11 protein-coding genes are annotated in these 12587 nt (G+C 65.6%); 4 read left to right on the top strand and 7 right to left on the bottom strand.

All coding sequences use genetic code 11. The features are described 5' to 3' along the window. Position 1: 1 nt before the first annotated feature. Positions 2-1357 carry a gephyrin-like molybdotransferase Glp gene (gene glp, locus IB236_RS13815; protein ID WP_192421197.1) on the top strand — a complete coding sequence of 452 codons (1356 nt, stop codon included), beginning with the start codon at positions 2-4 and terminating at the stop codon, positions 1355-1357. 93 nt (positions 1358-1450) lie between these two features. Beyond that, positions 1451-1777 (top strand): thioredoxin family protein, encoded by a 327-nt coding sequence (locus tag IB236_RS13810; RefSeq protein ID WP_192421196.1) that lies wholly within the window; start codon positions 1451-1453, stop codon positions 1775-1777. A gap of 144 nt (positions 1778-1921) precedes the next feature. Here the strand turns inward: IB236_RS13810 and IB236_RS13805 are convergent, their stop codons facing one another. From IB236_RS13805 to IB236_RS13790, 4 genes are all read right to left on the bottom strand, one after another. Next, positions 1922-5077 carry an efflux RND transporter permease subunit gene (locus IB236_RS13805; protein ID WP_121943236.1) on the bottom strand — a complete coding sequence of 1052 codons (3156 nt, stop codon included), beginning with the start codon at positions 5075-5077 and terminating at the stop codon, positions 1922-1924. A gap of 40 nt (positions 5078-5117) precedes the next feature. Next, entirely contained in the window at positions 5118-6536 is a 1419-nt protein-coding gene (locus IB236_RS13800; protein ID WP_192421195.1) for an efflux RND transporter periplasmic adaptor subunit, read from the bottom strand. A gap of 193 nt (positions 6537-6729) precedes the next feature. Then, complete coding sequence (gene rnhA / locus IB236_RS13795) at positions 6730-7179, bottom strand: ribonuclease HI (protein WP_015013609.1); 450 nt, start codon at positions 7177-7179, stop codon at positions 6730-6732. A gap of 76 nt (positions 7180-7255) precedes the next feature. Next, positions 7256-8110 carry a class I SAM-dependent methyltransferase gene (locus tag IB236_RS13790; RefSeq protein WP_225581147.1) on the bottom strand — a complete coding sequence of 285 codons (855 nt, stop codon included), beginning with the start codon at positions 8108-8110 and terminating at the stop codon, positions 7256-7258. On the opposite strand from IB236_RS13790, the gene gloB reads away from it, so the two are divergent. Beyond that, positions 8109-8885 (top strand): hydroxyacylglutathione hydrolase, encoded by a 777-nt coding sequence (gene gloB / locus IB236_RS13785; RefSeq protein ID WP_192421194.1) that lies wholly within the window; start codon positions 8109-8111, stop codon positions 8883-8885. The two genes, IB236_RS13790 and gloB, sit on opposite strands and share 2 nt — an antisense overlap. After that, positions 8882-10411: a transglycosylase SLT domain-containing protein gene (locus tag IB236_RS13780; RefSeq protein ID WP_192421193.1), complete on the top strand. Its 1530-nt coding sequence runs from the start codon at positions 8882-8884 to the stop codon at positions 10409-10411. The genes gloB and IB236_RS13780 overlap by 4 nt, the downstream gene beginning before the upstream one ends. Before the next feature lie 74 nt (positions 10412-10485). Here the strand turns inward: IB236_RS13780 and IB236_RS13775 are convergent, their stop codons facing one another. From IB236_RS13775 to IB236_RS13765, 3 genes are all read right to left on the bottom strand, one after another. Continuing rightward, the gene (locus IB236_RS13775) at positions 10486-10638 is read right to left on the bottom strand and encodes a DUF3096 domain-containing protein (RefSeq protein WP_015013605.1); all 153 of its coding nucleotides are present in this window, start codon (positions 10636-10638) and stop codon (positions 10486-10488) included. 211 nt (positions 10639-10849) lie between these two features. Continuing rightward, the gene (locus IB236_RS13770; protein ID WP_116749524.1) at positions 10850-11905 is read right to left on the bottom strand and encodes an ABC transporter substrate-binding protein; all 1056 of its coding nucleotides are present in this window, start codon (positions 11903-11905) and stop codon (positions 10850-10852) included. Between the two features lie 154 nt (positions 11906-12059). Beyond that, a complete protein-coding gene (locus IB236_RS13765; RefSeq protein WP_056743563.1) occupies positions 12060-12485 on the bottom strand; it encodes an MAPEG family protein in 426 nt (141 codons plus the stop codon). Positions 12486-12587 lie beyond the last annotated feature (102 nt).

Genomic DNA, 12587 nt, shown 5'->3' with positions numbered 1-12587 from the left:
CATGAAAACCATTGCCCAGATTGCCGCCGAGTTGCAAGGCTACGACCCGCAGGCCCTGAGCGCCGCCGATGTGAACCAGTTTCTGGACCGGCTGGTCGAGCCCGTCACCGCCACCGAAGTGCTGCCGCTGTTCAGCGCGCTGGGCCGCGTGCTGGCGCAGGATGTGATCTCGCCCGTCAGCGTGCCGCCCCACGACAACTCGGCCATGGACGGCTACGCTTTTGCGGGCGCGCAACTGTTGGCTGGGCAGCCGCTCACCCTGCGCGTGGTGGGCACCGCCCTGGCGGGCAAGGCCTGGGCAGGCGCGGTGGCTGCAGGCGAATGCGTGAAGATCATGACCGGCGCCATCATGCCCGCCGGGCTGGACACCGTGGTGCCACAGGAGTTCACCACCACCACTGCCGACGGCCACGTGACCATCGCAGCCGATGTGCTGCGCGCCGGAGACAACCGCCGCTTCAAGGGCGAGGACATCATGGAAGGCCGCGTGGCCCTGGCCCGTGGCGAGCTACTGACGCCCGCCGCCCTGGGCCTGGTGGCCAGCCTGGGCCTGCCCACCGTCACGGTGGTCCGCCGACTGCGGGTGGCGTACTTCTCCACCGGCGATGAGATCCTGAGCCTGGGCGAGGCTCCCCGCGAAGGCGCCGTGTACGACAGCAACCGCTACACCGTGTTCGGCCTGCTGACGCGCATGGGGGTGGAGGTGATTGACCTGGGCGTGGTGCGCGACGAACCTGCACTGCTCGAAGCCGCCTTTCGCCAGGCAGCCCAGCAGGCCGACGCCATCATCACCAGCGGCGGCGTGAGTGTGGGCGAGGCCGACCACACCCGCACCATGATGAAAAAGCTGGGCGACGTGGCCTTCTGGCGCATCGCCATGCGCCCCGGCCGCCCCATGGCCGTGGGGCGCATCGGCAACGCAGAAAATCAAGCCGTTTCGGCCTCAAGCGCCAGTGCATCATGCTCTAACAGCTATCAAAATGATATCAATACAGCCCCCGGTGGCGCAGTGCTCTTCGGGCTGCCCGGCAACCCCGTGGCGGTAATGGTGACCTTTCTCGCCTTTGTGCGCCCCGCCCTGCTGCGCATGATGGGCAGCACCCGCGCGGCGCCCCCGCTGCTGCGCGCCATCAGCACCGAGCCCATGCGCAAGAAGCCCGGTCGCACCGAGTACCAGCGTGGCCTGGTCACCACCGCGGCCGACGGCACGCTGCAGGTGCGCACCACCGGCAACCAGGGCTCGGGCGTGCTCAGCTCCATGGTGCAGGCCAACGGGCTCATCGTGCTGCACCACGGGCAGGGCAATGTGGCGGTGGGCGATGCAGTGGATGTGATGGTGTTTGAGGGCGTGATCTGACACGGCAATGCGCCGCCAGCCAGTGCATGCCATCGGCCGCCAAGGTAACCTGAAACCAGCCTCTCGCCCTGTTCACAAACCGCGAATCACGCCATGCCCTACGCCGCCCAACACCTTGCACAACCCCCATCCCGAGACGATGTGGACCGCCTGCCCGGCGCCACGGTGGTCGAGTTCGGTACCCCCTGGTGCGGCCACTGCCAGCGCGCCCAGCCATTGATCGAAGCCGCACTGAAGGACCACGCGGACATTGCCCACGTCAAGGTGGAAGACGGCCCTGGCCAGCGCCTGGGCCGCACGTTCGGCGTGAAGCTGTGGCCGACACTGGTCTTTATGAAGGACGGCAAGGAAGTGGCGCGCCTGGTGCGCCCGCAGAGCGGCCAGGAATTGCAGGACGCGGTGCAGGCGGTGGTGGTCTAAGCCACCCGCACTGCAACCCGCTGGACCCAGACCGTCCTCACGCTGGCACTGCACAACAGAAAGCAGAAAGGGCCCTGCCGGGCCCTTTCTTGTCTTGCTTTGCTTTTGCTGTTTTGGCAGCTCGCTTTGCACTCCCACTGAAGGCTACTTGGCCACATAGTCGTGCGGGTGCAGCGGGTGGGCCGGCTGATCCACGGCCACCGCTGTGTTGGCCCCCGGCACCGCCTTGCGGGCAAACAGCGTGTACATGGTGGGCACCACAAAAATGGTGAGCAGCGTGCCCAGCGACATGCCACCCACAATCACCCAGCCGATCTGGGTGCGCGTTTCGGCGCCAGCGCCCGTGGCCAAAGCCAGGGGAATGGCGCCCAGCACCATGGCCCCCGTGGTCATCAGGATGGGGCGCAGTCGCTGGGCCGAGGCCTTGACCAGCGCGTCCACCATCTCCATGCCCTCTTCGCGCAGCTGGTTGGTGAACTCCACGATCAGGATGCCGTGTTTGGTGATCAGCCCCACGAGCGTGATCAGCCCGATCTGCGAATACACGTTGAGCGAGCCGCCGCTCCACTTGAGCGCCAGCAGCGCGCCGATCATCGAAAGCGGCACCGACACCATGATGACGAGCGGGTCGATGAAGCTTTCGAACTGCGCCGCTAGCACCAGGAAGATAAACACCAGCGCCAGCACAAACACCACGCCCAGGGCACCCTGCGAGTTCTTGAATTCCCGCGAGGTGTCGTTCAGGTCGGTGGTGTAGCCGGGCTTGAGCACCTTGGCCGCCGTCTCGTTCATGAAGGTTATGGCCTGGCCCAGCGAGTAGTCGGACGACAGGTTGGCCGTGATGGTGGCCGAGCGGCGCTGGCCAAAGTGGTTCAGCTCGCGCGGGCTCACGCTCTCCCGCACTTTGACCAGACTGGTCAGCGGAATCATCGCGTCGTTGCGGCCGCGCACATAGATGGTGTCGATGTTTTCAGGCGTGGTGCGGCCCCGCGCCTCGGTCTGCACGATCACGTCGTACTGCTCGGCATCGCGTTTGTAACGTGTGACGGTGCGGCCGCCCAGCATGGTCTCGATGGCTTTTGCCACCACTTCCACGCTCACCCCCAGGTCGGCGGCGCGTTCACGGTTGACCTCGATGCGCAGCTCGGGCTTGTTCAGGCGCAGGTCCACGTCGGGGGACACGATGCCGGGGTTCTGCGCAATCTCGGCCATGAAGGCAGCCACCACCTTGCTCAGGTTTTCGTAGCTGTCCGAGGTCTGGATCACGTAGGTGAGTGGCCGCGAGCGAAAGCCCTGGCCCAACGATGGCGGCGTGATCAGGAAGGCATTCACGCCGGGCAGGCCCGCCACCTTGGGCTGGAGCTCCTTGGCCAGGGCCAGCGTGGTGCGGTCGCGCTTTTCCCAGTCCACGGTGCGGTAGATGACGCTGCCTTGCGCCACCGTGGGGTTGCCGATGTTGGCAAACACGCGGTCGAATTCGGGGTAGGTGTTGCCGATCTTTTCCAGCTCCAGCGCATAGCGGTTGGTGTAGTCCAGCGTGGCGCCGTCGGGCGCGGTCACACTGGCCAAAATGGTGCCCCGGTCTTCCAGCGGCGACAGCTCCTGCCGCATGCTGGGGAACACCAGCACCAGCGCCGCGCCGCTGAGGGCCATGACGCCCAGCACGATCCAGCGGGCCTGGAACAGCGCACCCCGCACGCCACTGCGCCCCGCGCCCGCTCCACCCCAGCGGGCCGTGACGATCCAGCGCAGCAGGCGGCCATAGGCATCCGAGAGTGCGGTGAGCCAACGCTCCATGGAGCGGTCAAACCAATTGGGATTCGGGTTGTGCTTGAGCAGCAGCGAGCACATCATGGGCGAGAGCGTCAACGCCACAAAGCCCGACACCACCACGGCCCCGGCCAGCGCCAGCGCAAACTCCACGAACAAGCGCCCCGTGCGGCCGGGTGTGAATGCGAGTGGCGCATACACCGCCACCAGCGTGAGCGTCATGGCCACGATGGCAAAGCCGATTTCGCGTGCGCCCTTGATGGCGGCAGAAAACGGGTCGAGCCCCTCTTCGATGTGGCGGTAGATGTTCTCCAGCATCACGATGGCGTCGTCCACCACCAGGCCAATGGCCAGCACCAGCGCCAGCAGCGTGAGCGTGTTGATCGAAAAGCCGGCCAGCGACATCAGCGCAAAACTGCCCACCAGGCTGACCGGGATGGTGATGATGGGGATGATGGACGCACGGAACGTGCGCAAGAACACAAAGATCACCAGGGCCACCAGCACCACGGCCTCGATGATGGTGGAGTACACGCTCTTGATGGAGCGGTCGATGAACAGCGAGTTGTCGTTGGCAATGTCGATGCCGATGTCTGGCGGCAGGTCGGCCTTGAGCAAGGGGATCATGGCGCGCACGCCTTTGGACAGCTCCAGCGGGTTGGCCGTGGCCTGGCGGATCACACCCACCGAGATCGCATCGCGGCCATTGAGCCGCACGCGGCTGCGGTCGCTGGCAGGGCCTTCTTCAACCCGGGCCACATCACGCACGCGCACCGAAAACCCGTTGACCGTGCGGATCACGATGTCGGAAAACTGCGCCGGGGTTTTCAGGTCGGTCTGGGACGTCACGCTGAACTCGCGCTGCTGCGATTCAATGCGGCCTGCTGGCAGCTCCAGATTGTTGCGGCGGATGGCGTCTTCCACGTCCTGCGTGGTCAAGCGATAGCCGGCCATGCGCTCGGGGTCCAGCCACACGCGCATGGCGTATTTGCGCTCGCCATAAATCGGCACATCCGCCACACCGGTCACCGTCTGCAACCGGGGCTTGACGATGCGGTTGATCAGGTCATTGATCTCCAGCGGGCTGCGTGTATCGCTGCTGAAGGCGAGCCACAGCACGGGCGATGCATCGGCCTCCACCTTGGCAATCACGGGCTCATCCACCGCGAGCGGCAGGCGGTTGCGCACACGGGCGGTGCGGTCGCGTACTTCAGCGGCGGCGTTGTCAGCGTCCTTCTCCAGGCGAAAGCGCACGCTGATCTGGCTTTGCTCGGCCCGGCTGATGGAGGTGATCACATCCACGGCGTCGATACCGGCGATGGAGTCTTCGAGCGGCTTGGTCACCTGCGATTCGATGACCTCGGCCGACGCGCCCGCATACCGCACGCTGACGGTCACCACGGGTTCGTCGATCTTGGGGTATTCGCGCACGGACAGGCGTGTGAAGCTCACCGCGCCAATCAACAGCACCAGCAGTGACAGCACGGTGGCAAATACCGGCCGGCGGATGGAGATTTCAGCGAGTTGCATGGCAGTCCAGAGGCATCAGAGGGTAAGGACAGGCAGTCCGTCAGACGGGAGGGCGGCTGCCAGTGGGCGTGGACCGGCTGGAGGTTCCGGCCAGCTGGCAAGGGTTGGGGCCGGGCAGCGGATCGGTTTCGCTGCGAGCCGCCATCACGCGGCCTCCCGAGGGGGCGGCAGCAGGAGATGGAGATGCCGATGCCGCAGAGGTGCTCGGCGCAGGCGCATCAGCCACCGGCGATGCCTTTTGGCCCGCCCCAGTCGCAGCACCTGAAGCGGCCGAAGCCGGCCGCGTTGCTGCGGCCGCCGCACCACCGTTACCCTGCTTGCCCAGCTCCACCACGCGCACCTCGGTGCCGTCCTTGCGGATGCGCTGCTGGCCCGCCGTGACCACCAGGTCTCCGGCGCTCAAGCCGTCCACCACCTCCACCCACCCAGGTGAACGGACGCCCAGTTTGACCGGCGTGCGGCGCGTCACCTTGCTGCTGGGCTCCTTGCCTTCCACCACCTTGAGCACATAGGGGCTGGTGCCGTCAGGCACGATGGCTTCCTCGGGCACCACAAGCGCGTCGCTGCGTTCGGAAAACACGGTCGTCACCCGCGCAAACATGCCGGGGCGCAGCTGCAGGCGGCGGTTGTCGATGCAGCCACGCACCGCGATGGCCCGCCCATCTGCATCGATCTGTGGGCTGATGGCCTGCACCACGGCGGCGTAACGCGCGCCCGGCAGTGCATCAAACGTGACCTGCGCGGTCTGCCCCGGGCGCACCTTGCCCTGCAACCGCTCGGGCAGGCGGAAATCGACATACACCGCATCAAGGTCTTCGATGTTGACGATATCGGCCCCGTCCTTGAGGTAGTCGCCCACGTTCACGCCCCGAATGCCTGCGATGCCATCGAACGGGGCCAGGATCTTCAGGCGCTGGGCCGTGGCCTGGGCCAAAGCCAGCTTGGCCTGGGCCACTTCGAGGTTGGCCGCACTCTCGTCCACCGAACGCTGGCTGATGAAGCCCTGGGCCACCAGCTCCTGATTGCGCTTGTGGTTGGCCCGCGCAATCGACAACTCGGCCTGGCTTTGCTGGATCTGCGCACGCGGCAACTGGTCATCCAGCTGCACCAGCACTTGCCCGCGCCGCACACGCTGGCCGTCACGGAAGTTGAGCTGGGTGACGCGCCCGCCCACCTCGGGCCGCAGCATCACGCTCTGGCGCGACCGCAGGCTTCCCACGGCTTCGGCATCGTCGCGCAGCGCCATCTGCCGCACGGTCACCGTTTCCACGGCCACGGGGCGGCCAGAACCAGCGGGCGCGGTGCCACCAGCCGATGCGCCAGCGCCTGCACCGCCCGCCCCGGCCTCGGCACGCTGCTGCGACTGCACGGGCTTCTGCAGCCACCAGGCAGCGCCCGATGCGGCAGCGATGCCGATGACAGCGAAAACGAGGTACTTGTACTTGCTCTTGGACGCCATGGGTCAATCAATCCAGTGAGGTGGGATGCGCAGTCACACAATGTAACAGTGGGTTTGTGCAGCCGCAGCCACCCGCAGCAATATCCCCGGAGCATTCGCCGCTGGTGTGTGATGGCCGTACTGGCCGCATCGGACGCGGGCACAAAAAAAGCCTCCGAAGAGGCTTGCATGCGGTGAGCAGCTGGCGATGGATCTACCTGCGGCCCAGGGCCTGGTCCACGCCCCGGTTGGCCAGCGCGTCGGCCCGCTCATTGCCCGGGTCGCCCGAATGCCCTTTCACCCAGCGCCATTCGATCCGGTGGCCGCCAGTGCTGACCAGCGCATCCAGCCGCTGCCACAGCTCCACGTTCTTGACCGGCTGCTTGGAGGCCGTGCGCCAGCCCTTGGCCTTCCAGCCATGGATCCACTCGGTAATGCCCTTGCGCACGTACTCGCTGTCCAGGTACAGCGTCACGGCACAGGGGCGCTTGAGGGCCGACAGCGCCTCAATCACCGCCATCAGCTCCATGCGGTTGTTGGTGGTACCCAGTTCGCCGCCAAACAGCTCTTTTTCGGTCGCGCCGGAGCGCAGCAACACGCCCCACCCGCCGGGGCCTGGGTTGCCCTTGCAGGCACCATCGGTGTAAATCTCTACCTGGTTCAAACTCTGTTCCTGACAATGTGGTGATTGGTTGCTACGACCGGGCATGGAAGCCCGTGGCAACCGCAGAAGGCTGTGCTCAAGGCTTGTGTCGAGCCGCAGCAGGCGCAGCCCGCGAAGGATTGTCCACGCGTTGGGTCACCCGGTTGGCGACGGGCACGGAGCCCGCAGCACGCTGACGCTGGGTGCGCCAGGCGGGCTCCAGCAAACGCATGCCATGCACCCGTTTGACGGCGACCAGGAAATACGCGGCACCCAGAATGGGCCACCACTTTTCACCCAGAGGGTCCATCCAGCCAAAACGCTCCAGCCACTGCGCGCTGCGTACCGCTGGACGATAACAGCCAAACCGGGCAGATTCGACCTCGAAGTTCAAAAGCCGCAGCCAATCGCGCAGGCGGCGATAGCCGATGAACTCGCCCACGTCGGGCAGGTACAGCGTGCCCCGCCCCAGGCGCTGGTACAGCCGCGCACGCCGCTGCCGCAGGCCCCACAGGCTGGTGGGGTTCAGGCCGCTGATGACCACACGCCCTTCAGGGACCAGCACCCGCTCCACCTCGCGCAGCGCGGCATGGGGGTCGATGCTCAACTCCAGCGTGTGGGGCAACACCAGCAGGTCCAGGCTCGCTGCGGGGAAGGGCAAGGCCACAGGCTCGGTGAGCAGGTCCACCGCGCGGCGCTGCAGCGGCCCATCGTCATCACCGGTCTCCACAAAGGCGATGGAGCCCTCCACGGCCTCCTGCCCCATCGCCAGCCACTGGTGGGGCATGCGGTTGGCGCGCAGGCCGTCCAGCAGCGGCATGCCGAGCTGGAGACTGTGGTAGCCAAAAATATCGGCCACCGCCTCGTCAAAGCGTGCCTGCTCCCATGCCAGCAGGTAGCGGCCAGGGGGGGAGTCGAACCAGTGGTGCAAACCTATAATTTGATCGCTCATGAACTTGCTACCGCTGCCCGCCTTTACCGACAACTACATCTGGATGCTGCACGACGGCCGCCAGGCCATCGTTGTGGACCCGGGAGAAGCCGCGCCGGTGGAGCAGGCCTTGCACCGCTGGGGCCTGTCATTGCAAGCCATTCTAGTCACGCACCACCATGCCGATCATGTCGGCGGAGTCGATGCCCTGCGCCAAGCCACCGGTGCACGGGTGTATGGCCCAGCGCGGGAGCGCATGCCCGAGCCGCTGGAGCGGCTGGCGCAAGGCGATACCGTCAACGCGCTGGGGCTGCAGTTCCAGGTCATCGACGTGCCAGGGCACACGGCGGGCCACATTGCCTACTACTGTCGCGAGATGGACGGAGCGCCCCTGCTTTTTTGTGGGGATACGCTGTTCTCAGGCGGTTGTGGCCGGCTGTTTGAAGGCACACCTGCGCAAATGCTCGACTCGCTGGACCGGCTGGCGGCACTGCCTGGCAACACCCGGGTGTGTTGCACCCACGAGTACACACTGTCTAACCTGAAGTTTGCGCGGGCCGTGGAACCTGACAACGCCGCCCTGCTCCACTACAGCAGCCAATGCGAAGCCCTGCGGGCGCAGAACCAGCCCACACTGCCTTCGCACATGGCGCTGGAGCGAGACATCAACCCCTTTCTGCGCGTGCGGCAGGGCCCGGTGGCGCAAGCCGCCCAGGGCTACGACGCGCAGGTGCCCCTTGACGACGCCGTAGCGGTGCTGGCCGCGCTGCGTCAATGGAAAAACGAGTTCCGATGAAAATTTTGCACATTGCCTGCCTGGCCGGCCTTTTGTGGCTGACAGGCTGCGCCACTACGGGCTCGACGCCCGACCAGGCGTCCGCCAGCGGAAACACCACCGGCACCAAGGGCCCTGCGTCGCCCCACACCCCTGTCATCCCCAACGGCCCGCTCAAACCCATCACTGCCGCGCAAGCCACGAGTGGCGAGGTGGCATCGCTCTCGGCCCCCGCCGACTTGTGGGACCGCATCCGGCGCGGCTTTGCCATGCCCGACCTGCAGCATGAGCTGGTACAGGACCGCGAGCAGTGGTACGCCACGCGCCCCGACTACATGCAGCGCATGACGGAGCGTTCCAGCAAGTACCTGTTCCATATTGTTGAAGAGCTGGAACGCCGGGGGCTGCCGACCGAACTGGCGCTGCTGCCCTACATTGAAAGCGCGTTCAACCCCCAAGCAGTATCGAGCGCCAAGGCCGCAGGCATGTGGCAGTTCATGCCCGCTACGGGCAATTATTTCGACCTCAAGCAGAACGCCTTCCGCGACGACCGTCGCGACGTGCTGGCGTCCACCCGGGCGGCACTCGACTACCTGCAAAAACTCTACGGCATGTTTGGCGACTGGCACCTTGCCCTGGCCGCCTATAACTGGGGTGAAGGCAGCGTAAGCCGGGCCATTGCCCGCAACCAGAAGCTGGGCCTGGGCACCACTTACACCGACCTGAACATGCCTGCGGAGACCCGCATGTATGTGCCCAAGCTGCAGGCGGTCAAGAACATCGTTGCCAACCCCGATGCCTTCCGCACCGAACTGCCCCTGATCGAGAACCACCCCTACTTCCAGACCGTGGACATCACGCACGACATCGATGTGTCGCTGGTGGCCACACTGGCGGGTATTCGCGAGGAAGATTTCCGTGCCCTCAACCCGTCGTACAAGCGACCCGTGATCCTCGCCGCCGGGACGCCACAAATCCTGCTGCCCTGGGACAACGCCAAGGTCTTCCAGCGCAACCTGGAGGCCAAGCGTGAAGGCCAGTACGCGAGCTGGACCGTGTGGTCTGTGCCCACCACCATGACGGTGGCCGAGGCGGCACAACGTGCCGGCATGAGCGAGGCGGATCTGCGCAGCATGAACAACATCCCGCCGCGCATGCTCATCAAAGCAGGCTCGGCGCTGATGGTGCCCCGCTCCACCACCACCCGGCAAGACGTGTCGTCCCACTTGGCCGACAACGGCCAACTGAGCCTTACCCCCGAGATCGTCACCCGCCGCACCACGGTGCGGGCCGGCAAGGGCGACACGGTGGCCAGCATTGCGCGGCGCTACAAGTTGGCAGCCGCCAACGTGGCGGACTGGAACGATGTGCGGGCGAATGCCGCATTCAAGGTGGGCCAGCAGATTGTGGTGTATCTGCCGGTGCGCCAGAGTCAAGCGCGCAGCAGCGGCGGCAGCGTTCGCGCATCGGCCGCCACCGCGGGCAAACGGCAGGCTCCAGCGCCTGCGCGGCGTGGCGGATCCCCCTCCAAGGTCAAGCGCCGCTGAGCCGCAGGCGCCTCAGCAAAGCCGCGTGGGACTGGCGAGCCCGGCATTGCTTGGCCGGTCGCTGGGCCCATGCATCAGAACCGGAGCGTGTGCATGCCCAGCAGCCCCAGGATTCCCATGATGATGAGATAAAGCGCCACGATGGTGCTGAGCAAACGCGGCATGACCAGGATGAGGATGCCTGCGATCAGGGAGACGAGCGGGCCGATGCTGAGGCTCAGCGACATGGTGGATAGTCCTTGAAAAATGGCACGGGAATGGCGCAGCACAACTGCTGCGTACGTAGCCTGCGCGATGCGTATCGCACGTTGTGATTGCGGTGCAGTGGCAGGTGGGCAGGCGGCTGACACTGTAGTCGATGCCAGGGCCCTCAGAGCCTGTTGACGATCTCGCAGGAGAGGTAAGCAGGCCCTTGGTGTCTCCCGCCGCAGCGGCTTGTCAGACGCTGTACTTTTGGCGGGCTTTGCGCACCAGATCGTTGCTGGACGTACGCGCCAGTTCGACCTTGGCCTCGGCCAGTTCGGGCAACACGCGCGACAACACCCGCAGTGCGGTAGCCGGGCCTTCGTCCGGCATCAGGCCGTTGGTGGAGTAGGTCTCGCGCACCCGGCTGAACGCCGCCAGATAGAGCCCCCGGTCGCCCATCAGGTAGGCGGGAGGCACCGCCTTCACCAGGTCTGCCGGTGCTGCCGTCTGCAGCCACTTGAGCGCATGCACAACGCCATTGACCAATGCCTGGGCCTGGGCAGGCTGCTTCTGGATGAAGGCCTGCGGGGCATACAGGCAGCTGGCGGGCATGGTGCCACCGAACATGTCCTGCGCTGCCTTGAGAGAGCGCAGATCGCCCACGATGCGGGTATCTGCCTTCTGCTCCAGCAAGGTCATGATGGGATCGGCATGGCACAGTGCATGCACCTGGCCGGAACGCAGCGCGTTCATGGCATTGGTGCCCGAGCCCACCCCCACAAAACCCACATCGCGCAACGGCACGCCCGCACGCATCAGCATCAGGCTGGCTGCCAGGTGGGTGGATGAGCCCACCGACGACACCCCCACCTTGCGCCCCGCCAGGTCGCCCAGGTCCTTGTACGCAGGCACCGACCGCAGTGACACACCCAGCGCCAGCTGCGGGGCCCGCCCCTGCAGCACCAGCGCACGGTACGCATGACCTCGCGCCTGCGCACGCAACACGTGCTCGAAGGCACCGGAACAGACATCTGCCGCACCGTCCTGTACCGCCTGCCAAGCAAGCGCCCCCGCCGAATAGTCCCGCACCACCACGTCCAGGCCTTCCTGGCGGAAGTACCCCAGCGCATCGGCCAGCGCCAGCGGCAGGTGGTACAGAACGCCCTGCCCGCCAACCGCCACGGTCACCCGCCCGAGAGCAGCACCATCGGTCTGCGCACGCACCCGAATGGCAGGCGCCCACACCGCAGCCGCCGACAAGGCAGATACGGCGCCAAAGGCGCGGCGGGTGAGTGGAGGCAGAGACATGGAATCAGGCAAAAAGACAATGCTGCATTGCAACAATCGTGCCGCAGCACAGACGAAACCGCATCAGGGTGAATCCCTGCGGGTTACTACGTACCGCGATAGACAGCCTTCAACCGCAGCACACCGCAAGACGGGTGGCGCGCCCCCGGGGCGCTCAACGGTACCCGATGAACAGGATGGCAATATTGACCAGAAAACCACCGGCCCAGACTGCGCTGCGGGCCATCGGCATGTCGGCCACGTACATCATCACGTAGAAGATGCGCAGGAAGACATACAACAACGCCAGCAGGTCCAGCAACGTCTGCCCCGCGCCCAGCAGGTGCGCAATGATGACCGCGCCGATGAAAAACGGCAACGCTTCAAAGCTGTTGGCCTGCGCTGCGTTGGCACGTCCGCGCCAGTCAGTCTGCCGCGAGAGCCAGCCGCGCGGATCGTGGTTGTCAAAACCGCCTTCTTTGCGGGACTTGCCAAAGTTGCCACTTTTGGCCAACCAGGCACAAGCGATGGGCAGCAGTGCTGCGAACAGCACGCACCAATAGGCCACGGTGAACCGCGCGACGTGCAAGGTGGTATTCATTTTCGAGGCTTTTGAGGGCAACAGCGCAGCAAATACAAGCGCTGGTAGCTATTAAATTGAGAGTATTTTAGCCGCAGACATTGTCGGGACGACGGGCTGGCA

It is taken from the genome of Acidovorax sp. ACV02, assembly GCF_014851475.1.
GTDB lineage: Bacteria > Pseudomonadota > Gammaproteobacteria > Burkholderiales > Burkholderiaceae_C > Acidovorax > Acidovorax delafieldii.
Note: the sequence above shows the minus strand (reverse complement) of the source record. Positions and strands in the feature narration are given on the sequence as shown.